The organism is Nonomuraea sp. B19D2 (assembly GCF_040137845.1).
Taxonomy (GTDB): domain Bacteria; phylum Actinomycetota; class Actinomycetes; order Streptosporangiales; family Streptosporangiaceae; genus Nonomuraea.
Map to the genome: position 1 here is coordinate 1 of NZ_JBEFAK010000010.1, position 21,836 is coordinate 21,836.

Annotated in this window: 19 protein-coding genes; 7 read left to right on the forward strand and 12 right to left on the reverse strand. The window is 70.9% G+C overall.

Annotated features, from left to right (window positions below; translation table 11 throughout):
- Positions 1-47 precede the first annotated feature (47 nt).
- From ABN273_RS19755 to ABN273_RS19780, 6 genes are all read left to right on the forward strand, one after another.
- Complete coding sequence (locus ABN273_RS19755; RefSeq protein ID WP_349450392.1) at positions 48-233, forward strand: hypothetical protein; 186 nt, start codon at positions 48-50, stop codon at positions 231-233.
- 16 nt (positions 234-249) lie between these two features.
- On the forward strand, positions 250-1,878 hold the full coding sequence (gene mpaP / locus ABN273_RS19760) for a daptide biosynthesis intramembrane metalloprotease (protein ID WP_349450393.1): 1,629 nt from the start codon (positions 250-252) through the stop codon (positions 1,876-1,878).
- Between the two features lie 27 nt (positions 1,879-1,905).
- Positions 1,906-4,431, forward strand: a complete 2,526-nt coding sequence (gene lanKC, locus ABN273_RS19765; RefSeq protein ID WP_349450394.1) for a class III lanthionine synthetase LanKC — start codon at positions 1,906-1,908, stop codon at positions 4,429-4,431.
- Between the two features lie 14 nt (positions 4,432-4,445).
- Complete coding sequence (locus ABN273_RS19770) at positions 4,446-5,363, forward strand: ABC transporter ATP-binding protein (protein WP_349450395.1); 918 nt, start codon at positions 4,446-4,448, stop codon at positions 5,361-5,363.
- A gap of 3 nt (positions 5,364-5,366) precedes the next feature.
- Positions 5,367-6,101, forward strand: a complete 735-nt coding sequence (locus tag ABN273_RS19775; RefSeq protein ID WP_349450396.1) for a hypothetical protein — start codon at positions 5,367-5,369, stop codon at positions 6,099-6,101.
- A gap of 83 nt (positions 6,102-6,184) precedes the next feature.
- On the forward strand, positions 6,185-7,279 hold the full coding sequence (locus ABN273_RS19780) for a DegT/DnrJ/EryC1/StrS family aminotransferase (protein WP_349450397.1): 1,095 nt from the start codon (positions 6,185-6,187) through the stop codon (positions 7,277-7,279).
- Here the strand turns inward: ABN273_RS19780 and ABN273_RS19785 are convergent.
- The gene (locus ABN273_RS19785; RefSeq protein WP_349450398.1) at positions 7,274-7,873 is read right to left on the reverse strand and encodes a dTDP-4-dehydrorhamnose 3,5-epimerase family protein; all 600 of its coding nucleotides are present in this window, start codon (positions 7,871-7,873) and stop codon (positions 7,274-7,276) included. The two genes, ABN273_RS19780 and ABN273_RS19785, sit on opposite strands and share 6 nt — an antisense overlap.
- Positions 7,866-9,083, reverse strand: a complete 1,218-nt coding sequence (locus ABN273_RS19790) for a methyltransferase domain-containing protein (RefSeq protein ID WP_349450399.1) — start codon at positions 9,081-9,083, stop codon at positions 7,866-7,868. The genes ABN273_RS19785 and ABN273_RS19790 overlap by 8 nt, the downstream gene beginning before the upstream one ends.
- 48 nt (positions 9,084-9,131) lie before the next feature.
- Between ABN273_RS19790 and ABN273_RS19795 the strand changes: the two genes are divergently transcribed.
- Entirely contained in the window at positions 9,132-10,406 is a 1,275-nt protein-coding gene (locus tag ABN273_RS19795; protein ID WP_349450400.1) for an NDP-hexose 2,3-dehydratase family protein, read from the forward strand.
- On the opposite strand, the gene ABN273_RS19800 is transcribed toward ABN273_RS19795, so the two are convergent.
- The 10 genes from ABN273_RS19800 to hutU all read right to left on the reverse strand — a co-directional run bounded on the left by ABN273_RS19800 (position 10,357) and on the right by hutU (position 21,779).
- On the reverse strand, positions 10,357-11,343 hold the full coding sequence (locus ABN273_RS19800) for an NAD-dependent epimerase/dehydratase family protein (RefSeq protein WP_349450401.1): 987 nt from the start codon (positions 11,341-11,343) through the stop codon (positions 10,357-10,359). The two genes, ABN273_RS19795 and ABN273_RS19800, sit on opposite strands and share 50 nt — an antisense overlap.
- Positions 11,340-12,170 carry a DivIVA domain-containing protein gene (locus tag ABN273_RS19805; RefSeq protein ID WP_349450402.1) on the reverse strand — a complete coding sequence of 277 codons (831 nt, stop codon included), beginning with the start codon at positions 12,168-12,170 and terminating at the stop codon, positions 11,340-11,342. The genes ABN273_RS19800 and ABN273_RS19805 overlap by 4 nt, the downstream gene beginning before the upstream one ends.
- Complete coding sequence (locus ABN273_RS19810) at positions 12,167-13,243, reverse strand: globin domain-containing protein (protein WP_349450403.1); 1,077 nt, start codon at positions 13,241-13,243, stop codon at positions 12,167-12,169. The genes ABN273_RS19805 and ABN273_RS19810 overlap by 4 nt, the downstream gene beginning before the upstream one ends.
- A 405-nt stretch (positions 13,244-13,648) precedes the next feature.
- Entirely contained in the window at positions 13,649-14,590 is a 942-nt protein-coding gene (locus ABN273_RS19815) for a sigma-70 family RNA polymerase sigma factor (RefSeq protein ID WP_349450404.1), read from the reverse strand.
- A gap of 103 nt (positions 14,591-14,693) precedes the next feature.
- On the reverse strand, positions 14,694-15,842 hold the full coding sequence (gene hutI / locus ABN273_RS19820; protein ID WP_349450405.1) for an imidazolonepropionase: 1,149 nt from the start codon (positions 15,840-15,842) through the stop codon (positions 14,694-14,696).
- A complete protein-coding gene (locus ABN273_RS19825; protein ID WP_349450406.1) occupies positions 15,839-17,161 on the reverse strand; it encodes a formimidoylglutamate deiminase in 1,323 nt (440 codons plus the stop codon). Before ABN273_RS19825 ends, hutI begins: the two co-directional genes overlap by 4 nt.
- On the reverse strand, positions 17,152-18,381 hold the full coding sequence (locus ABN273_RS19830; protein ID WP_349450407.1) for an allantoate amidohydrolase: 1,230 nt from the start codon (positions 18,379-18,381) through the stop codon (positions 17,152-17,154). Before ABN273_RS19830 ends, ABN273_RS19825 begins: the two co-directional genes overlap by 10 nt.
- A gap of 30 nt (positions 18,382-18,411) precedes the next feature.
- Positions 18,412-19,098 carry an SDR family oxidoreductase gene (locus tag ABN273_RS19835; protein ID WP_349450408.1) on the reverse strand — a complete coding sequence of 229 codons (687 nt, stop codon included), beginning with the start codon at positions 19,096-19,098 and terminating at the stop codon, positions 18,412-18,414.
- Positions 19,091-19,972, reverse strand: a complete 882-nt coding sequence (locus ABN273_RS19840) for a MurR/RpiR family transcriptional regulator (RefSeq protein WP_349450409.1) — start codon at positions 19,970-19,972, stop codon at positions 19,091-19,093. Before ABN273_RS19840 ends, ABN273_RS19835 begins: the two co-directional genes overlap by 8 nt.
- A gap of 157 nt (positions 19,973-20,129) precedes the next feature.
- On the reverse strand, positions 20,130-21,779 hold the full coding sequence (gene hutU / locus ABN273_RS19845; RefSeq protein WP_349450410.1) for a urocanate hydratase: 1,650 nt from the start codon (positions 21,777-21,779) through the stop codon (positions 20,130-20,132).
- Between the last annotated feature and the right edge of the window lie 57 nt (positions 21,780-21,836).

The following is a 21,836-nucleotide window of genomic DNA, read 5'->3' on the forward strand; positions in this document are numbered from 1 at the left end:
CGCCCCCCCCCCCCCCCCACCACCCAGATCTCTCACGAAGGTGAGGCATGATGAACTCCGCTATGGCGTGGCAGATCGCCGCGGTCCTGGTGTCTGCCCTGGCGCTCCTCGTGATCGTCAACGTCGGCATGCCGGAGCCGCTGCGTGTCACTCTCTTGATCGTCGATGTCGCCGTGTTCCTGGTGTTCTTCGGTCTTCTGGTCGCCACGGCCCTCCGCCAGCACAATGGTTGAGCAGGACACGGCCACCATGCGGCGGAAAGAGCCTGACCTGGCCCCCATCCCCGCCAGGCCCAGACTCGCCGAGGACGTACAGGTGCATCCGCCGTCTGCGGACGGCGCCCCGTGGATCGTCGAGCGGCCCGGCTCCTACCTGAGGGTGGGAGCCGACCTGGCCAAGCTGGCCGGCGCGCTCGACGGCGTCCGCGACCACGAAGAGCTCCGCGCCTACCTGGGCCCGCAGTGGACCGGCGAGACGCTGACCTACGCGCTCGGTCAGCTGCAGCGGGCCGACCTCCTCGACGACGGCCTGCGCAGGACGGGCGGCCTCAAGTGGCTGAGGTACGTGCCCCCCTTGACGGTCCAGGTGACCCTCCTGCGGCCCGCGCGGCTGCTCGCCGCCTGCGCGCCGTTGTTCGCCGCACTGGCCAAGCGTGGCTGGGGGGCGGTCGCGGCGGTGCTGGCGCTCGGCGGGCTGGCAGGGCTGGCGTTCATGGGCGGGACAGTGGTCGACACGCTGGGCGGCCCGCTCCCGCTGCCGGTGTACGCAGGCGTGGCGCTCGCGACCTACGTCGTCATCATGCTGCACGAGCTGGCCCACGGCGCGGTGCTCACCTATTACGGCGGGCGGCCGAACCGTATGGGCTTCATGCTTCTGTACCTGCTGCCCGCGTTCTTCTGCGACGTCTCGGACGGCTGGCGCCTGCCCGAGCGGCGCCAACGGGTGCGGGTGGCGCTGGCAGGCGCCGTCACGCAGTTCGTGGCTGCCGGGACGGCGTCGCTGGTCGCCCTGTTCATGCAGGGCTCCGACCTGGGGGCCGGCCTGCTGTTGTTCGCCGCGTTCAACTACGCGAGCGGGCTGCTCAACCTACTGCCCTTCATCAAGCTTGACGGCTACCTGGCGCTGATGAGCCATCTGGACATCTCCGATCTGCGCGGGCGAGCCATGATCGACGCCCGGCGCTACACCGCCAGGCTGCTGTTCGGCGGGCGGTACGAGCGGGAGCTGCCACAGGTGCGGTGGGCGGTGCCGTACGGGCTGGCCTGCCAGCTCTTCCCGATCTACCTCGTCGGCGGGCTGGCGCTCTCGATCTGGGGCGACCTGCTGCGGAGCTTCGGGGTTGTCGGAACGGTCGCGCTGCTCATCATCGTCGGTCTGCTCATCGGCCGCCTGGTCTACGGCTTTCTGCTGCGCATGCATGAGGCGAGGCAGGCGGGCGCGCCGGCGTGGCGAGCGGCCCTCGCCATGCTGGCCGTGGCCGGCGGGGTCGCCGCGCTGCTCACGCTGGTGCAGGTTCCCTACTCGGTGAGCGGCGGCTACCGGTACCAAGCCGGCCGGGCTGAGCTGGTGCTCACCACCGACTCCGGCCCCGATGTGCTCAGGACGGGTGCGACCGTCCAACTGCTACGCAACGGCGTGGTGTTCAAGGAGCGGACCGGCACGGCCACGATCGCCGGGACCCGGGCACGCGAGGTCTCCGTGCCACTGTCGGTCATGCTGCCGGTCCGCACCGACGGCGAACTGCCCGGCACCGTCGCCGGCTACCCGCTGGAGGTGACGCAGGCGCCGCGGGAGAGCCAGGGCCTGGCTCGGATCGAGGCGGGTCACCGGCCACTGGGCACCTGGCTCTACCTCACCTATGTCTCTGCCGCCTGGTGACGAACTGGAGTAACCATCATGGAGTTAATGCGGTACATGGAGCACTCCCCTCCGGGCGTGCCTTTCTACGACGTCGTCGACCGGGGCGCCGACCACCGGTTCGCGCTCACTCGGCAGCCCGCGCCGGAGGGCTGGCAGCGCGTGGAGAACGCGGAGTGGGCCATTTATCGGGCGCCCGTCGAGAGCATGCCGGCGCAGGGCTGGAAGATTCACTCGTCGGCCACGCCGGAGAATGCGGAGAAAATCCTCGAGACGGTGTGGAACTATTGCGTGCCGCGCCGGTTCAGTTTCAAATTCCTGAAATCCGCGAAGGTGCTCGCCGCCCGCAACGGCAAATACGGCGACCGCGGCACGACCGGCAAGTTCATCACCATCTATCCCGCCGACGAGCGGCAGCTGGAACAGATTCTGAAAGAGCTGGGCGACCTGCTGGAGGGCGAGCGCGGGCCGTACATCCTGAGTGACCTGCGCTGGCGCTCCGGGCCGCTCTACGTGCGCTACGGCGCCTTCGTCGAGCGCACCATCAGGGGCGAGAACGGCGAGATCGTCCACTGCCTGGAGGACCCGGACGGGCGGCTCGTACCCGACGTCAGGGGGCCGTCGTTCCGCCCGCCGGAGTGGGCGGCCCTGCCCGCCTGCCTTGAGGAAGCGGTGGCGGCCAGAAACCAGGGGAGGCTGCGTGACTTCCCCTTCCGCGCGACCAAGGCGTTCCACTTCTCCAACGGCGGCGGGGTCTACTACGCCACCGACACGAGGACGGGCGAGGCCGTCGTGCTGAAAGAGGCCAGGCCGCTGGCGGGGGTCGACCAGATGGGTCGCGACGCGGTCGCCCGCCTGGAGCAGGAGCACTGGGCGATGCGGAAGCTGGAAGGGCTGCCGTGGATCCCCAAGATCATCGACTATCGCATGGGACACGAGCACTACTTCCTGGTTCGCGAGCATGTGGACGGCCAGCAGCTCGCCAAGGAGGTAATACGCCGCAATCCGCTGATGCGGGCGCAGCGCGGCGCGGCCGACTTCGCCGAGTACGCCGCATGGGCCATGAAGATCATCGCAACGGTCGAGGAGGCCGTAGAGGCCATGCACGAGCGTGGCGTGGTCTTCAGCGACCTGCATCCGGCCAACATTCTCATCCGGTCCGACGACACGATCGCCTTCATCGACCTGGAAGCCACGACGGAGGCGAGCGAGAATGTCCCGCAGCCGATGGCCGCACCCGGCTTCGTGGCACCGCCCACCTACCGCGGCACGGCGGTCGACCGCTACTGCCTGGCCTGCCTGAAGATCTCGATCTTCCTCCCCATGACCGTGCTACTGCCCTGGGGGGCCGACAAGGCCGACCACCTGCTCACGACCATCACCGACCATTTCCCGCTGCCCGGCGACTTCGCCGATCGGGTACGCACCGACCTGGGAGCGGACGCCCACTGGGCGCCCCTGGTGGGCCTGAACGCCCCGCCGCAGCCCCTGGAGTGGCCGCAGCCCGGTCCCGGCACATGGGCCAGGCTCAGCGCGGGCATCGGCGGCGGCATCCTGGCCGCGGCCACCCCCGAGCGCACCGACCGCCTCTATCCGGGTGACGTCGCGCAGTTCGTCGCCCCTTCAGGAGGGGTCAACTTCGCCCACGGCGCGGCGGGTGTCCTGTGGGCGCTGAGGCAGGCCGGAGTCGACATACCCGACGAGCACCTTCGGTGGTTCTCCGACCGAGCGTCCGCTCTCGACGAGGCGCCGCCCGGCTTCTACGACGGCTGGTGCGGCATCGCGTACGCGCTGGACGAGCTGGGCCTGCCCGAGCAGGCGCTCCAGACCCTCGACCGGGTTCGGGGCCTGGAGCCGAAGCAGGCACCCGTCGGAGGGCTGTACTCAGGGCTGCCGGGAATGGGCTTGACGCTGCTGCACTTCGCCGCCAAGACCGGCGACCGGCAGTTGCTCGAGGAGGCGCGGTCCCTGGCCGACTGGCTGATCGAGCACCCGCTGCCCCCGCGGGGGCCGGTGCTGCCTGGCCTGATGCACGGCGGAGCCGGCATCGCGCTGTTCCTCCTCCGCCTGTACGAGGCCGCCCCCGACCCCCGGCTGCTCCTGCAGGCGGAGACGGCGCTGCGCCGCGACATGAAGGTGGTGGACGTGGGCGGTCCCACGCCACCGCCAGGCGTGCCATGGCGGGACCCGGTGCTCAGCACGGGTGGCGCGGGCCTCGCCCTCGTGGCGGACCTGCTAACCGCACACCTCCCGGAGCCGGAGCTGATCGAGTTCCGCGATGATCTGCGCCGAGCGGTGGACAACCACGTCGTGACGGGCGCCGGGCTGTTCACCGGCCGGGCGGGAGGGGTGCTGACGATGGCGAACCTGACCGGAACCGTACGCGCCCGCCATCTGAACGACCTGGCCTGGCACGCGGTGGCGTGGGACGGCCATATCGCGTTCATCGGGGAGCAGGCGCTGCGACTGTCGGCCGACCTGGCCAGCGGTGCCGCCGGCGTGCTCTTCGCACTCCACTGCGCGCTGAACGACGACCGCGCGAGCCTCCCCTTCCTGCGGCCACAGAACCGGTAAAGAGAGGACGAACTATGAAAGCGATGTTAAGAGCGGACGGGCTGACCAAGCGGTACGGTCCTGTACTCGCGGTGAGCAACGTCTCGTTCACTGCCCGGCCCGGCGCCATCACCGGCTTCCTCGGCCCCAACGGCGCCGGGAAGTCCACCACGATGCGGCTGTTCCTCGGGCTCGACAAGCCCACCAGCGGGCAGGCGCTCATCGACGGCAAGCGTATCGACGAGTGGCCCATCCCGGCACGGAAGATCGGCGCGGTGCTCGACACGCAGTGCGCGCACCCCAGCCGCACCGCCATCGACAGCGTGCGGTGGGCGGCCAAGCTGGCCGCGGCGGATCAGGGACAGGCCGAGACCCTGCTCGACCGGGTGGGGCTGACCGAGGTGGCAGGGCAGCGCGTCGGCCGGTTCTCGCTCGGCATGCGCCAGCGACTGGCCCTGGCCATCGCCCTCGTGGGCAATCCTGAGATCGTCGTGCTGGACGAGCCGATGAACGGGCTCGATCCCGACGGCATCGCCTGGCTGAAGGCGCTGCTGGGGCAGTTCAGGGACCAGGGCAGAACGATCTTCCTCTCCAGCCACCTGCTGGCGGAGATGGAGGACCTGGTCGACGACCTGGTGGTGATCGCGCAGAGCAAGATCGTCGGAGCGGGCTCCGCCCAGGCGTTCATCCAGCGCTTCCAGACCAGCGCGGTCACCGTCGAGTGTGACAACCCGGAGGCGCTGAGCGCCGCCATCTCGAAGGCCGGCGGCCGGGTGCTCGGCGTCGTCGGCACGCAGCGGCTGCAGGTCACCGGCGTCACCGCCGTCATGGTCGGAGAGATCGCCAGGGACAACCGCATCGCCATCTTCGGGCTGCGCGAAGAGCGCAACCTGCAGAAGGCTTTCACCCAAGCGACCGGCGACAAGAGCGCCATCAGAGGAGAGGTGGGCTAGGCCATGACATTCGCCAGTCTCTGGTCAGCGGAGATCATCAAGTTCCGCACGCTGAGGAGCTACCTGATCACGGTGATCACGGCCATCGTGCTCGCCGGGGTCATCGCCGCCGGGATCGGCACCGGAATCGACGCGCAGGGCAACATACCCACGCTCGGCACGTCGATCCAGGCCGTCGCCTTCCCCATGGAAGTGGTCATCTACGCGATGGTGGTCCTCGGCGTGCTCATCGCCACGGGCGATCTGCGCAGCGGCACCTTCCGCATCACCGCGGTCATGGCTCCCTGGCCGCGTCAGGTGCTGGTGGCCAAGTTCACCGCGGCCGCGGTGATCGCGTTCGGGGTCGGCGTGGTGTCGACGCTCCTGGCCTACGTGGGCGGGCTGCTGACGGGCGGCAGTGGATATTCGCCGCTGAGCGGTGACGGCACTCTGGTCGTGCTGACGACCCTGGTCGCAGTGCCGCTGGCCACCATCCTCGGCACGGCTTTCGGGCTCTTGCTCCGCAACACCGCCGCGGCGATCTCGCTGCTGCTGGTGTGGGGGCTTGGCATCGAGGCGATCTTCGCCTACATCGTCCCGCCGGAGGTCGTGGCGTTCCTGCCGTTCAAGACAGTCGGGGCGGCCGTCGCGAACCTGCCGCTCGGCCCGCTGCCCGGACTGGGGATGTTCACCCTGTACGTCGCGATCGCCACCGGTCTAGCGATCTTCGTGTACGAGCGACGCGATCTCGGTACTTGAACCCTCCCCCAGCCGAAGCTCAGCACGCGCGGGAGGCTTGGTTCTCGCAACCCGCGGACGCGACTCTACCGGAGGAGAAGCTCATGCACGTCTGGGATTACCTGGCCGAGTACCACGCCGAGCGAGAGGACATCCTCGACGCGGTCGAGCAGGTCCTCGAATCCGGCAGGCTCATCCTCGGCCAGAGCGTGCTGGGCTTCGAGTCCGAGTTCGCCGCCTACCACGGCCTGCGCCACTGCGCGGGGGTCGACAACGGCACCAACGCGATCAAACTCGCCCTGCAGGCGCTCGGCGTGGGCAAGAGTGACGAGGTCATCACGGTGTCCAACACCGCGGCGCCGACCGTCGTGGCCATCGACGCGGTCGGCGCCGTCCCGGTCTTCGTCGACGTGCACCCCGGCACGTACCTCATGGACGTGGATCAGGTGGCCGCCGCCATCACGCCCAGGACCCGCTGCCTGCTGCCCGTGCACCTGTACGGGCAGTGCGTGGACATGGCGCCGCTGCGGCGCCTGGCCGACCGGCACGGCCTGGTGATCCTGGAGGACTGCGCGCAGGCGCACGGGGCACGCCGGGACGGCGTGATCGCCGGATCCATGGGCGATGCCGCCGCCTTCTCCTTCTATCCGACCAAGGTCCTGGGCGCCTACGGCGACGGTGGCGCGGTCGTCACCGACGACGACGCGGTGGACCGCGCCCTGCGCCGGCTGCGTTACTACGGGATGGCGGAGCGCTACTACGTCGTGGACACGCCCGGCCACAACGCCCGGCTGGACGAGCTCCAGGCGGAGATACTCCGCCGCAAGCTACGCAGGCTCGACGGCTACATCGCCGGGCGCGGGGCCGTGGCCGCGCGCTACGCCGACGCGCTCGGCGACACCGACCTGGTGCTGCCCGCCACCGCGCCGGGCAACGACCACGTGTACTACGTCTACGTCGTACGGCACCCGCGCCGCGACCAGATCATCCAGGCCCTCGAGGGCGAGGGCATCCACCTCAACATCAGCTACCCGTGGCCGGTGCACACGATGACGGGCTTCGCCCATCTGGGCTACCGGCCGGGCAGCCTGCCGGTGACCGAGCGCCTGGCCGGGGAGATCTTCTCGCTGCCGATGTATCCCTCGCTGTCGCAGGAGAAGCAGGAACGGGTGATCTCGGTGTTGCGGAAGGTGCTATGACCAGGCATCCCGCACCGCCTCGCACGCGGCGTGATCGGGCAGCAGACCACGCTCCGCGGCCTGCGCGAACGTGGGCGCGGCACGGTCGCGCTCGGACAGCACGAGCTCCAGGTCCCGCGGCAGCGGCAGGCCGAGCTCCGGGTCCAGCACCGAGAGTGCCAGCTCGTTGCGCGGCTCGTACTCCTCTGACAGCAGGTAGGAGATGACCGTGTCGTCCTCCAGCGCCACGAAGGCGTGCCCGACGCCGGGCGGCAGGTAGAGGGCGCAGTGACCGCTCCCGCTGAGCTCCACCTGGTCGACCTGGCGAAAGGTCGGCGACCCGAGCCGCAGGTCCACCACCAGGTCGAGCGCCCTGCCGCGGACGCACCGCACGTATTTGGCGGTTCCCGGCGGCGCCAGCGTGTAGTGCAGGCCGCGCACCACGCCGCGTCTGGAGGTGCTCTGGCTGGCCTGCGCGACGGGGAAGAGCGGATGCCCGAGCGCGGCCACGAAGTCCGCGCGCTGGTAGGCGGTGACGAACTCGCCGCGCTCGTCGGCGTAGGCCACCGGCTGGAAGGCGAAGGCGCCGCGCACCTCGAGTTCCCGGCTAAGCAACGTGGACCTCCGGCACGTAGCGGATCCACTGCCCGCCCGCCTCGCGGAACTCCTGCTCCTTGGTCATGATCTCCGCGGCGTGGTTCCAGGCGAAGAGCACCGCGTAGTCGGGGTAGGGATCGCGGAAGGCCTCGGGCCCCCTGATCGGGATGTGCGAGCCAGGAGTGAGCCTGCCCTGCTTGGCCTGGGTGGTGTCGACGATGAACGGGATCAGGTCAGGCCCGATCCCGCAGTAGTTGAGCACGGTGGCACTCTTGGCGGTGGCGCCGTACCCGGCGACGCTCGCGCCGCGCTCGCGCAGCTCGGTGAGCAGCGCGACCAGGCGGTCACGGGTGTCCGCGGCACGGCCCGCGAAGGCACGCAACGCGGCCGCGTCCGCGATGCCCTGCGCGGCCTCGTCGGCGAGCAGCTCACGCACCGCGGCGCTCTGGTCCCTGGCCCCCTTTCTGGCCAGCGTGTATCTCACCTCTCCCCCGTGGACGGCCAGCCGCTCGACATCGACGAGCTCCAGCCCGTACGGCGCGGCCATCCGCTGCACCGAACCGGCGGAAAAGAGGAAGAAATGCTCATCGTAGATCTGATCGAAGGAGGTCAGGCGGACGACGTCGCCCAGATAGGGGTCCTCGAACACGAACACGCCCTCGGGGCCGAGCAGCGTGGCCACGCCGCGCAGGATCGAGCCGACGTAGGGGATGTGGCACAGCGTGTTGGCCGCGTAGATCACATCGGCGGGCCCGTCGGTGGCGCGGATCCGCTCGGCGACGCCCGACTCGAAGAACTCCTTGCAGACCCTTACCCCCTGGGCCGCGGCACGGTCGGCGACGCCTCCCGACGGCTCCACGCCCAGGTGCCTGACGCCCGCGCGGGCGAGGTTGCCGAGCATGACGCCGTCGTTGCAGCCCAGCTCGACCACGAACGGATCACTCCATTCGCTCATGACCCGCTCGGCGAAGCCGGCGAAGTGCGCACGCATCACCGACGAGCCCGAGGACAGATAGGGATAGCCGTCATGGAACATGCGGTCACGCGGCACCTCCTCCATGAGTTGCACCATGGAGCACGAACCGCATACGCCGACGGCGAGCCGGAAAAAGAACTCCGCCCGTTGTTCCGCTGGCACTCTAAACGCGTCGGACAAAGGCTGCCGCCCGAAGTCGGCAACCTGTTCCAGCCGCCCAGAACAGATCCGACAACACACATCAATTTCCATGACGCCACTATATGTGGCGCTTGTTTACGCGTATAGGGTGGGCCGAATATGAATGTCCTCCGCTGGCTTTCCGCACACGGCGCGATGAAAGCCGAAAGAATTCCACTGGACGAACTCACCGGCTGGCGCCGGGACCGCGGCACCGGCAACCTGGTGCATACGAGCGGGAAATTCTTCAGCGTCGAAGGGGTGGACGTCCACTACCCCGAGGGGCCCGTGTCACGGTGGGCGCAGCCCATCATCAACCAGCCCGAAGTGGGCGTGCTCGGCATCCTCATGAGACGGCTCGACGGCGTGCCCCACCTGCTGCTCCAGGCCAAGCACGAGCCCGGCAACGTCAACGGGGCCCAGCTGTCCCCGACCGTGCAGGCCACCAGGAGCAACTACACGCGCGTGCACGGCGGGCGTCCCGTGCCGTACCTGGACAGGTTCCGCTCGCCGGACGGCCGGGTGCTGAGCGACGTGCGGCAGTCGGAGCAGGGCAGCTGGTTCTACCGCAAACGCAACAGGAACATGGTCATCGAGATCACCGACGACCTCGCGCCGTCGCCCGGCTTCCGCTGGCTGGCCCTGGACGACGTGCTCGACCTGCTGTCGGTGCCCGACGTGGTGAACATGGACACCAGGACCGTGCTGTCCTGCCTGCCGCCGTCCGTATGGGGGGACGATCACGCCATGCCCGGCCGTTCCCGGCACGACATGGGCGAGATCCTGAGCTGGATCACCCAGCGGCGCTCGACGATCGAGATCCACGTCGAGCGGATACCGCTCGACCGAGTCGGCGGCTGGCGGAGGGAACGCGGCGCGATCTCCCACGAGACGGGCAGGTACTTCGCCGTGATGGGGGCGAGCGTGACCGCCAGCGACCGTGAGGTGGGCGCCTGGACGCAGCCGATGATCGAGCCGACCGCACCCGGGGTCGTGGCGTTCCTGCTCAACTGGTTCGACGGCGTGCCGCACGTGCTGGTCAGGGCCCGGGTCGAGCCTGGCTATGCCGATGTCGCCGAGCTGGGGCCGACCGTGCAGTGCGCTCCCGCCAACCACGACACACCTCCGCCGTTCCTGGCGGAGGTGCTCGGCACGCCGCCCGGCCGAGTGCTCTTCGACACCATGCTGTCGGAGGAGGGCGGGCGCTTCTATCACGCGCGCAACCGCTACCTCATCGTCGAGACCGACGCCGACCACACGCACCCGGACTTCCGCTGGGTTTCCCTGCCGCAGCTGACCGAGCTGCTGCGGCACAGTCACTACCTCAACGTGCAGGCCAGGACGCTCATCGCGTGCTTGTACAGCATGGTGCGAGAGATGGCCGCAGCGCGTTAGCCACGGTTTCCGCGAGTCCTTCGTCCAGCTCGACGCGCGGGCTCCAGCCGGTCACGGCGGTGAAGCGCGACGCGTCGATCTCGACGTCCAGAAAGTCGCCGGAGGTGGCATGCGCGGGCGGCGGCACGGATCGCAGCGGCACGGGCCGGCGGCCCGTGTGCTCGCCGACCGTCCTCGCGACCAGCCCGAACAGGGTGGCGACCGGCACCGGACGTCCCGTGCCCACCACCCAGTGCCGTCCCGCCAGCGTGCCGGCGTGGTCGAGCGCGGCCACCAGGGCGCCTGCCGCGTCGCGCGCGTGCAGCAGGTCGCGTTTCATCCGCCCGTCTCCCCACATCTGCAGCGGCTCGCCGGTCAGGGCACGGCGCACCATGGCGGACACCACGCCGCGTTCGGCGCCGTCGGGGCGGCAGCCGTACACGGTGGGCAGCCGTACGGAGACGCCACGCACGAGCCCGTCCGACGTCGCGCGCATGAGCGCGGTCTCGGCGGCCAGTTTCTGCCGGTCGTAGAGGCTTGCCGGGCGGTCCGGCTCGGTGCCGTCGATGCGGCCCGCCGCGCCTGACTGCGACGTCGAGCCGGCGAACACCACGACAGGTCTCGCGCGCCGGATCGCGGCGAGCACGTCGATCAGGATGCCGACGTTGACCCGCTCGCCCGTGTCGTCGCCCTCGGCCACGCGCCAGGCCCGCGCGCCGTCGTGGCGGGCCACGAGGTGGAAGACGGCGTCGGCGCCCGCCACCGCCGAGGCGACCTGATCCTGCGCGGTGAGGTCCGCCGCGGCGGTCTCCGTCTCCGCCCTGCCGGTGAGCCGCGGCGGCTCACGCGAGGCGACCAGGCGCAGCCTGATGTCCCGGTCCGCGAGCAGGGCGGCGACCTGCGAGCCGATCAGCCCCGTGGCCCCGAGGACCACGACGAGGCGTCGGTACGCGGTCACGCCGGGCCGCCGCCGATCCCTTCCGCCGTCTCCCACTCGTCGAGGTTCATCAGCATCAGCTCGAAGTGGTCGCGCAGCTTGCCGCGATACGTCTGGTTGGCCGCGCGCAACCGGGCGACCTCCCGTCCCAGCGACTCGTCACTGTCGATGCCCTGCTCGTCGGCCGCCTTGGCCAGCATCGTGCCACGCCTGAGCAGCGCGTCCTCGATCAGCTCCCGGCTGTAGCGCTGGGCGTCCTGGATGTACTGGTCGGCGGTCTGCTGGGCCTGCGAGAGCAGGCTCGCGGCGTATACATGCGCCTCCTGGACACGGTTGGCCACCGCACGCGACGCGGCCTGCTCGTTCGGGTCGACGCGGGCCAGCCCGGTCTCCCTGGCCTTGGCCTGCGGCTGCTCCTTGGGAGGTGCGGCGGGCTCCGGCCGGCTCTCCGCCTGCCGCGTCGCGGCGTCGCGCAGCAGCTTGACCTCGGCCTCCAGCGCCTTCTTCTCCTGCGTCAGCCGTACCAGCTCGGCCTCGACCCGATCGAGGAGGTGGTTGACCTGGTGCTCGTCCAGGCCGCGCTTGCCCAGTGGGGCACGGCGGAACACCACCGAACGCAGCACCGACGGGCTCAGCCGCTCAGCGGGGAGGTCGTCGCCCCGCGCCTGGGGCTCGTCCCACTGCGGCTCCTCCCAGGCGTCCTCCTGCCATCCGTTGTTGTCGCCGCCGGCGTTGCTGTTGTCGCCGGCCGTTTCCTCGGCCCACGGCATCAGGTCCTGGGCCGCGCCGTGCCCGTTGCCGTTCAGCGGCCGGCCCGGCGGGGGAAACGGTTCCATCGAGTCGTTCATGTGGCAAACCTCCGGGAAGGCGTGACGGCGGTAGCGAATCTCTCCAGTCGGATGCGGCTGTCGCTGAAGCCGTTCGCCCGCAGCATGGCCACCGTGTTGTCGACCATGCCCGGCGGGCCGCACACGTAGGCGTCGTAGCCCTCCCAACGGCCATAGCGGCTGACGGCCTCGCCCACGGTGCCCGTGGTGGCCACGTTCTGGTCCTCCAGCTCCGACAGCGCCGCGCGGACAGTGAGCCAGGGGAACTTCTCCTCCCAGCTACGCAGCACGTCGAGGTCGTACAGCCCGTCGGGCTCTCGCGCACCGGCGAACACCGACACCCACGGCGGCACCGGCAGCTTGGTGACGTGCTCGAGAATGGCTTTGATCGGGGCGAACCCGGTGCCGCCCGCGATGAGCAGGATGTTGCGCCCCGTGTTCGGGTTGAGCGTGAAGGTGCCGACGGGTGCGCCCAGCTTCACGACCTCGCCCTCGCGTACGTCGCAGACCAGCGCGCGGCTCACCGCGCCGCCCGCCTTGACGTGCAGCTCGATGGTGTTGTCACGGCGCGGCACGTTGGCCATCGAGTAGTAGCGCCACATGTTGGGCCACTGCTTGACCGCCACGGGCGCAGACTGTCCTGGGACGTACTTGAAGGGCCGGTCCACCAGCAGCCGCAGCACCGCCACATCCACGCTTCTCCGCTCGTGGCTGATCACCTCGGCCGTCCAGTACGGAGGTCGGAGGCTGGCGTCCTGCCGCGCCCCTTCCGCCAGCGTCCGGGTCAGCAGGGACAGGAAGTCCCGCCACTCCTCCTCGATCGCCTCATTCCACAGATTTCCCGAAAAGCGCTGCATGGTGTGCACCAGACTGGCGCTCCACTGCTCGTAGTGCACGCCCTGGATGCCGAACTTCCGGTGGCTACGCGCGAGCTGGTGCAGGTAAGGCGTGATCTCCGACAGGTTCTGCGCATGCTCCACGACGTACGACAGCGCCGTCATCAGCCGCTCGCGCTGGCGGCGCATGTGGACGGGGAACAGCTCGCGCAGCGCGGGCGCGCGGAGGAACAGGTCAGAGAACAGGTAGAGCGGCACGTTGTCGCCATATTTGGCAACAAGCTCAAAATTAGCTTTCACTTGGGTGAACGCGGGGGCGCTTGCGCCATGGGGCGACAGCTCTACGCTCGTGCCCGGCATTAGGCCTCCAGCCTCTGTCAACGCTCGACTTGCCACAAGTCTCGCGCCGGCCGGGGCAGGCTTGTAGTCGCCTGAGTCATGGGCCCCGTATGACATCTGTCAGGTCACGCTCGCGACGGAGAAACGCCCAGGCCCGCACGGCTGACGCACCGACACACCGGCGCGGCGCAACGAACCACCGGCGTGGCGCAACGGACCACGGCGATGCCGCCACGGGGCGCGCGCGCACCCGCGCTGAACGCGCCACCCCACGTGTCATGGGCGCGGCGGGCAGTCGCGGGCGCGTGCGTGCCGTGGTGTGGGTCAGGCGGCGGCGGTGGCCATCTTGCGTAGGCGGGCCAGCGCGTCGCGCTCGATGCGGCGGGCGCGGTCACGGCCGATGCCGTAGCGCTCGCCCACCTCGGTCAGCGTGTGCTCGCGCCCGTCCACCAGCCCGTAGCGCCACCGCAGCATCTCGCTGGTCGGCCCCTCGAGGCCGGTCAGCCACTGGTCCAGGCGCTCCCGCTCGAGGATGTCGATGGCCTGCTGCTCGGGATCGGCCCACGTCTCGTCGGCGATCATGTCGCCGAGCTCCGTCTCGTCCTCGTCCCCCACCCCGAGCTGGAGCGAGACCGGGTCGGACGCCCAGCGCCGCAGCTCGCGCACGCGCTCGATCGGCAGGTCGAGGATCTCGGCGAGGTCGTCATCGGTCGGCTCGGCGTCGAACTCGGCCAGCATGTCGCGCCGGACCCGCATCAGCCGGGTCATCTGCTCCCCCGCGTGCGTGGGCAGGCGGACCGGGCGGGCCTGCTCGTGGATGGCGCGGCCCACCGACTGCCGGATCCACCAGGTCGCGTACGTCGAGAACTTGTACCCCCGCCGGTAGTCGAACTTCTCGACCGCCCGCACCAGCCCCAGGTTGCCCTCCTGCACCAGATCGATCAGGGGCATCCCCCGCCCCGAGTATTTCCTGGCCACCGCCACCACCAGGCGCAGGTTGGCCTGGATGAACTCGTCCTTGGCCCGCTGGCCCGAGATGGCCAGGCGCTCCAGCTCCTCGTCGGCCGCGTCCCCGATCCGCGGCTCCGAGCCCCCGCTGTCGAGCAGCTGCTCAGCGAAGAGACCCGCCTCTATCCGCTTGGCGAGCTCCACCTCTTCCTCCGCCGTGAGCAGCGGGACCCGGCCGATCTCAGCCAGGTATGTCCCCAGCAGATCGCGCTCCGCGACGTGCTGCTCCTGCGTGCGACTCCCCGTAGGCCTTGCCATCCCCAGGCACCTCGTTCCGCAGCTGCGTTCTATACCCGGCCAACGTCCGGCCAGAAGCAAAGATTCCCTAAAGCACTACGTCCGAGGGATGGTTCTGGATGTCCTACTCAAGGAGGAGACCGTCGTGAAACACCTGGTGAACGAGGGGGACGCCGGGCCGGTAGGCCAGGTGTACATAGGAGGGGGCGTCGAGCACGACCACGTCCGCGCGGGCCCCGGGCCGCAGCCAGCCTACGTCCGTGCGCCGTAGCGCGCGTGCTCCGCCGTACGTCGCCGCCCTGACCGCCTCCAGCGGCGTCATCCGCATCTCGCGCACCGCCAGCGCCACGCAGAAGGCCATCGACGACGTGAACGACGACCCCGGGTTGCAGTCGGTCGCCAGCGCCACGGTCGCCCCCGCGTCGATCAGCCGCCGCGCGTCAGGGTACGGCGAGCGCGTCGAGAACTCGGCCCCGGGCAGCAGCGTCGCCACGGTGTCCGAGGACGCCAGGGCGTCCACGTCGGCCGGCGTCAGGTGGGTGCAGTGGTCGGCGGAGGCCGCGCCCAGCTCGCAGGCGATCCGCACGCCGGGCCCCTCCCCGAGCTGGTTGGCGTGCACCCTGGCCCCCAGCCCCGCCTTGAGCCCGGCGCCCAGGATCTCGCGCGTCTGGTCGCCGTCGAACGCCCCGCGCTCGCAGAAGACGTCCACCCATTTCGCGTACGGTGCGCACGCGTCGAGCATCTCCCCCGCGACGAGCCGTACGTAGGAGTCGGCGTCCATGTCCGCGGGCACGACGTGCGCACCCAGGAACGTCGTCTCGTCGGTCAGCCTGGCGGCGATCCTCAGCGCGCGCCGCTCGTCCGCGACGGTCAGGCCGTACCCGCTCTTGATCTCCACGGTGGTCGTGCCCTGGGCGAGCATCTCGTTGACCAGGCCCAGCGTACGGGCGGCCAGCTCGGCGTCGCCGGCCCGCCGGGTGGCGGCGACCGTGGTCCTGATGCCGCCCCCCGTGTACGGCTCGCCGGACATGCGGGCCTGGAACTCGGCCGTCCGGTCACCGGCGAAGACCAGATGGGCGTGGCTGTCCACGAAGCCGGGGATGACGGCCCGGCCCTCGACGTCCACCCGCTCGTCGGCGTCGGGAGCCCGATCAGCGGGCCCGACCCAGGCGACCAGCTCGTCGTCCAGGACGAGCGCCGCGTCCTCGATCTCCTCGCGTTCGGGGTCGCCCGTGTAGAGCAGCCCGATCCCGTCGATCAGCGTCGTGGTCATCGCACGCTCCCAATCGCCTCAGCCAGCAGGGATCCGACGTCGCCGAGCTCGTGCCGCCCGTCCGTGACGATCCGGCGGCCGCCGGAGACCACCGAGTGCACGTCCGCCGCCGTGGCCGCGTACACCACGGCCTCCAGTCCGCGCGCGCCCGCCGTACGCACGGAGTCGAGCCGTACCGACACCAGGTCGGCCCAGGCGCCGGGCACGAGCAGGCCCGCGTCGGGGAAGCCGAGTGAGGTGTGGCCCCTGCCCGTGGCGGCGGCGAGCAGCTCGGCGGCGCTCCAGTTGCCGCGCTTGCCGCTGCCCAGCCGCTCGTCCAGCTCCACGGCCCTGGCCTCCTCGAACAGGTCGATCATGGCGTGGCTGTCGGAGCCGAGCGTGATCTGCGCGCCCCGGTCGGCCGACGCCCTGGCCGGGCCGATGCCGTCGGCGAGGTCGCGTTCGGTGGTGGGGCACATGCAGATGTACGTGCCGGACTGCGAGATCAGCTCGATGTCCACGTCGGTCAGGTGGGTGGCGTGCACCGCGGTCGAGCGCGGGCCGAGCGCGCCCCGCTCGTGCAGCACCTGGACCGGCGTGGCCGCGTACATCTCGACGCACGCGGTGTTCTCCGCCGGCTGCTCGGACACGTGCATGTGCAGCGGCGCCGCGTACCGATGGGAGAAGTCGACCACGGCCGGCATCTGCTCGGGCGGCACCGCGCGTACCGAGTGGATGGCCGCGCCGATCTCCACGTCGAGCTGCCCCTCGTACGCCCCCGCCAGCTCCTCGGCCCTGGAGGCCCAGCCCTCGGCGGACCCGTCGCTGAAGCGCAGCTGCGCGCCGGAGAGCGGGGCGCCGATGCCGCCGGACAGGTAGCAGGTGTCGAGCAGCGTGATGCGCAGGCCCGCGTCGCGGGCCGCGCGGATCAGGGCGTGGCCCATCGCGTTGGAGTCGTCGTACGGGCGGCCGTCCGGCGCGTGGTGCAGATAGTGGAACTCGCCCACGCAGGTCACCCCGGCCAGCGCCATCTCGGCGTAGACGGCCGTGGCCAGGCGGAGGTAGGAGTCGGGATCGAGTGCCGCCGCCACCTCGTACATCTGCTCGCGCCAGGTCCAGAAGTCGCCCTTGCCCTCCTGGACGATGCCGCGAAGGGCCCGGTGGAAGGCGTGGGAGTGGGCGTTGGCCAGTCCGGGGACGGTCAGCCCCGGCAGTCGCTCGGCCGGGCCCGGCGGGCCCTGGCCGATGCTCGCGATCCTGGCGCCCTCGACCTCGATGAGCACGCCTTCCGCGACGCCGTCGGGCAGCCAGGCCTGCTCACACCAGTAGGTCAGCGACACAGATCCTCCAGCACGTCCGCGAGTGCGATGACCCCCGCCTCGCAGTCTGCCTGCTCGGCGTGCTCGTGGGGAGAGTGGGACACACCGGTGGGGTTCCTGACGAACAACATCGCGCTCGGAACGCCCGCCGTGGCCAGGATTCCCGCGTCGTGGCCCGCTCCCGTGGGCAGGATGGGCGCGGGCGTGTCGCCCCCCGCGACCCGGGCCAGCCGTTCCCTGAGCGCCACGCCGAAGTCGACCACCGGCGTCCACGACTCCTCCCGGACCTCGACCCGCCCGCCCGCGCCGTGGCCCGCCGGGGGCGGGACTTCTGGGCCGGCCGCTTCGGCTGCCGCGCGCGCCAGCTCGGCGACGAGGTCGCGTACGGCGCTCTCGTCCGCGCCGCGGGCGTCGAGCCAGGCCGAGACGAGGCCGGGGATCGCGTTGGCGTTGCCGGGCGAGACGCGTACCTTGCCCACCGTCGCCACCACCCCGCGCTCCGCCGCGGCCGCGCGGGCGGCCAGCACCATGCGGGCGAACGGCAGCATCGGGTCGTCCCGGTCGGCCAGCCGCGTGGTGCCCGCGTGGTCGGCCCGGCCGTGGAAGTCGAACCGCCACCGCCCGTGCGGCCAGATCGCCTGGGCCACCCCGACCGGCCGCCCCTCGTCGACGAGGCCGCGGCCCTGCTCGACGTGGAGCTCCACGAACGTGCCGACCATGGCGAGCGTCTCGTCGTCCCGCCCGATCTCGTACGGCGCCCGCCCCGCCTTCGTCAGGACGTCCGCCAGCGTGTCGCCGGAGTCGTCCGTGAGCGCGAGCGCCCTGCCCGGCTCCAGCACGCCCGTGAGCAGCCGCGACCCCATGCACGGCACCCCGAACCTGGCGCCCTCCTCGTCGGTGAAGCACACGACCCCGACCGGCACGGCCGGTTTCGTTCCCCGTTGCCGGAGGAGGTCCAGCGCCGCGAAGGCCGACACGACTCCGAGCGGCCCGTCGTACGCGCCGCCCTGCCGTACGGAGTCGAGATGGCTCCCGGTGACGACCCCTGGACGCTCGCGTGAGGGAGCACCCCACCAGGCCCAGAGGTTGCCGTTGCGGTCTTCGCGCAGGTCGAGCCCCCTGCGCCGGGCCTCGCCCGCGAACCACTCGCGCAGCTCCATGTCAGCGTCCGACCAGGCGTCCCTGACGTAGCCCCCGGTCGCCGGATCCCGTCCTATGTGCGCGAGTGGTTCAAGCAGCATGGCATCACTGTAGTGAATGGATCCATTCAGCTAGTTGACCGGGCCGCCTCTGGGCCGCAGGGTCAGCTCGGTGAGGTGGGCGTCGGGGCCCGCGGTGACGACGGCGAGCACGGCCCGCGCCACGGACTCCGGCTTGAGGTACTTCTCGGGCTCGAACTCGCCGCCCTCGTACCGGCGCAGCTCGCGCTGCATGTCGGTGGCGGTCCGGCCGGGGTAGACGGTGGTGACCCTGAGCTCGGGCTCCTCCAGCCGGAGCGCGTCGGCGAACGCCTTCAGCGCGAACTTGCTGGCGGCGTACGCACCCCATTCGGGGTTGGCCCGCTGCCCCGAGCCCGAGTTGACGCAGACGACGTGCCCGCCGGCCCGCCTGAGCGCGGGCAGGAGCAGCCTGGTCAGCTCGGCGACCGCGACGACGTTCACCTCCAGCGTCTCGCGCCAGGCGTCGGCGGCCAGGTCGGCGATCCTGCCCATGCGGTTGATCCCGGCGGAGTGCACCAGCACGTCGAGCCGGTCGATCCCGGCGACGTCCGGCTCCGCGACCCTCGTCAGCTCCACCGGCCAGGGCCGCGCGTCGGGCAGCTCGGCCGCCACGGCGGCCAGCGACTCCTCGTCCCGGCCGTTGAGTATCACGTGATGCGTGGGGCCCAGGGCCTTGGCCACGGCCGCGCCGATCCCCCGCGAAGCGCCGGTGACCAGCGCCGTCGGTCGTTCATTCATCAGACACCCCCGAGGAAGCCCCGCCGTCAGGCTGGGGAGGAATTGGACCGCCGGATAGGAACGTACCGGTCTCGTCGGTCATCCGCTCGTATTCCTCGAGCCGAGCCTGGGTGCGCAGCGGCGCGGCGTCGGCCATGGCCTCGACCAGGGCCATGGCCAGGGCCAGCGGCGCCGCGTGCGAATCGAACACGAGCCGGTCGCCGACGGGCGCGTCCAGCACGACCTCAGCCGGGAAATCGGATTTATCAGTTATAGCCGCCACCCGCAGCCCCAGCTTCTCCGCATACTCGAGGGCCTGCACGGCCTCCGCCGGGTACCTCGGCAGGACCACGGCCACCACCCACTCCGCGCCCGCCCTGCGCGCGGCGTGCAGCCCGTCCACCAGCTCCGACCCGCCGTGCGTGAGCAGCCGCACGTCGGGGTGGATGCGGCGGGCGTAGTAGGCGAAGGTGGTGGCCAGCCCGCACGAGACCCGCAGCCCCACGACGGGCAGCGGCTCGGTGGCGGCCAGCTGCTCGCCCAGCTCCTTGAGCGGGAACGTCGCCAGCCGCTCCCTGACAAGTGCGAGATTACGGATCTCGCAGTCGATGGCCCCGCGCAGCAGGCTCTCCTGCGGGACCTCAACTCCGCCCCCGCCCAGGACCAGCGGGCGCAACGCCTGGCGCAGCTCGGGATATCCGGCGAACCCCAGAACCATGGCGAACCGGGTCACGGACGGCTGGCTCACCCCTGCCCGCTCGGCCAGCTCCACGCTGGACAGGAAGATCGCCTCGTCGAGATGCTCGCTGAGGTAGTGCGCGATCCGCCGTTGCACGGGCGACAGCCTCCGGCCATCCAGCAGCACACCCAGCCCACCGTGATATCCGTCCGCCACGCCCATCTCCAACGCTCACCACCCCGCATTCTCATCCCCTGACGTCACAACCGCCCCACCGCTCTCCGCCCACCGGCTCACCGCGCCCCCTCTTCGGGCGCCGCGTCGGCGGGACGATGTGCGGTGGGCCCGGCGTGACGCGGACAGCGGCCAGGGGTCAGGACTCGCGCATCGGGATGCGGACGCCACGCGTGGCCGCCACCTCGGCGGCCTCCTCGTATCCGGCGTCCACGTGCCGCATGACCCCGGTCCCAGGGTCGTTGGTCAGCACCCGGTTGAGCTTCTCCCCCGCCAGGGCGGTCCCGTCGGCCACCGTCACCTGGCCGGCGTGGATGGACCGCCCGATGCCGACCCCACCGCCATGGTGGATGGACACCCAGGCAGCCCCGGAGGCCGTGTTCAGCATGGCGTTGAGCAGCGGCCAGTCGGCGATCGCGTCCGAGCCGTCGGCCATGGCCTCGGTCTCGCGGTACGGCGAGGCGACGGACCCGCTGTCGAGGTGGTCGCGCCCGATCACGATGGGCGCCCGCAGCTCGCCCGACGCCACCATGTCGTTGAAGCGCTCCCCGGCGAGGTTGCGCTCCCCGTACCCGAGCCAGCAGATCCGCGCGGGCAGCCCCTGGAAGTGCACCTTCTCCCCGGCCTTCCTGATCCACCGCGAGAGGGCCTCGTTCTCGGGGAAGAGCTCCAGGATGGCCCGGTCGGTGGCGGCGATGTCGGCGGGATCGCCGCTCAGCGCCGCCCACCGGAACGGCCCCTTGCCCTCGCAGAACAGCGGCCTGATGTACGCGGGCACGAACCCGGGGAAGTCGAAGGCCCGCCCGTAGCCGGCCAGCCGCGCCTCGCCCCTGATGGAGTTGCCGTAGTCGAAGACCTCCGCCCCCGCGTCCTTGAACCCCACCATGGCCTCCACGTGCCGCGCCATCGAGACCCGCGCCCGCTCCGTGAACCCGGCGGGATCCTTGTCCCGCTCCGCGGCCATGTCCTCGAAGGCGATCCCCAGCGGCAGGTACATCAGGGGATCGTGCGCCGAGGTCTGGTCGGTGACGATGTCGATCTCGGCCCCGCGCGCGAGCAGAGCGGGCACGGCCTCCGCCGCGTTCGCCACGACCCCGATGGACAGGGCCTCGCGGGCGTCGCGCGCCGCGTACGCCAGCCGCAGCGCCTCATCCAGCGACGCCGCCTCCACGTCGAGGTAGCGGTGCTCGATCCGCCGGGCGACCGAGCGCGGGTCGCAGTCGATGCAGATGACCACGCCGCCGTTCATGGTGACGGCCAGGGGCTGGGCTCCGCCCATCCCGCCGAGCCCGGCGGTCAGCGTGATCGTGCCCGCCAGCGACCCGCCGAAGCGCTTAGCCGCCACGGCGGCGAACGTCTCGTACGTCCCCTGCAGGATGCCCTGCGTGCCGATGTAGATCCACGAACCGGCCGTCATCTGCCCGTACATGGTGAGCCCGGCCGCCTCCAGCCGCCGGAACTCCTCCCAGTTGGCCCAGTCGGGCACCAGGTTGGAGTTGGCGATGAGCACCCGGGGCGCCCACTCGTGGGTGCGGAACACACCCACCGGGCGCCCCGACTGCACCAGGAGGGTCTCGTCGCCCTCGAGCGTCGTCAGCGTCCTGACCAGCGCGTCGAACGACGCCCAGTCACGCGCCGCCTTGCCCGAGCCGCCGTAGACGACCAGCTGCTCGGGGTGCTCGGCGACCTCCGGATCCAGGTTGTTCTGGAGCATGCGGAGCGCCGCCTCCTGCGGCCACCCCTTCGCGGTGATCGTCGTGCCTCGTGGCGCGCGCACGCTGCGGCTCATCGTGACCCTCCTGAATGAAGGCATTCATCTTTGTCACCCGCAGAGTACATTGAGGGA

Coding starts and splice junctions, on each gene's coding strand:
- ABN273_RS19755 (WP_349450392.1), top strand. CDS start 48: ATGATGAACTCCGCTATGGCGTGGCAGATCGCCGCGGTCCTGGTGTCT.
- mpaP (WP_349450393.1), top strand. CDS start 250: ATGCGGCGGAAAGAGCCTGACCTGGCCCCCATCCCCGCCAGGCCCAGA.
- lanKC (WP_349450394.1), top strand. CDS start 1,906: ATGCGGTACATGGAGCACTCCCCTCCGGGCGTGCCTTTCTACGACGTC.
- ABN273_RS19770 (WP_349450395.1), top strand. CDS start 4,446: ATGAAAGCGATGTTAAGAGCGGACGGGCTGACCAAGCGGTACGGTCCT.
- ABN273_RS19775 (WP_349450396.1), top strand. CDS start 5,367: ATGACATTCGCCAGTCTCTGGTCAGCGGAGATCATCAAGTTCCGCACG.
- ABN273_RS19780 (WP_349450397.1), top strand. CDS start 6,185: ATGCACGTCTGGGATTACCTGGCCGAGTACCACGCCGAGCGAGAGGAC.
- ABN273_RS19790 (WP_349450399.1), bottom strand. CDS start 9,083: ATGGAAATTGATGTGTGTTGTCGGATCTGTTCTGGGCGGCTGGAACAG.
- ABN273_RS19795 (WP_349450400.1), top strand. CDS start 9,132: ATGAATGTCCTCCGCTGGCTTTCCGCACACGGCGCGATGAAAGCCGAA.
- ABN273_RS19805 (WP_349450402.1), bottom strand. CDS start 12,170: ATGAACGACTCGATGGAACCGTTTCCCCCGCCGGGCCGGCCGCTGAAC.
- ABN273_RS19815 (WP_349450404.1), bottom strand. CDS start 14,590: ATGGCAAGGCCTACGGGGAGTCGCACGCAGGAGCAGCACGTCGCGGAG.
- hutI (WP_349450405.1), bottom strand. CDS start 15,842: ATGACCACGACGCTGATCGACGGGATCGGGCTGCTCTACACGGGCGAC.
- ABN273_RS19830 (WP_349450407.1), bottom strand. CDS start 18,381: ATGCTGCTTGAACCACTCGCGCACATAGGACGGGATCCGGCGACCGGG.
- ABN273_RS19835 (WP_349450408.1), bottom strand. CDS start 19,098: ATGAATGAACGACCGACGGCGCTGGTCACCGGCGCTTCGCGGGGGATC.
- hutU (WP_349450410.1), bottom strand. CDS start 21,779: ATGAGCCGCAGCGTGCGCGCGCCACGAGGCACGACGATCACCGCGAAG.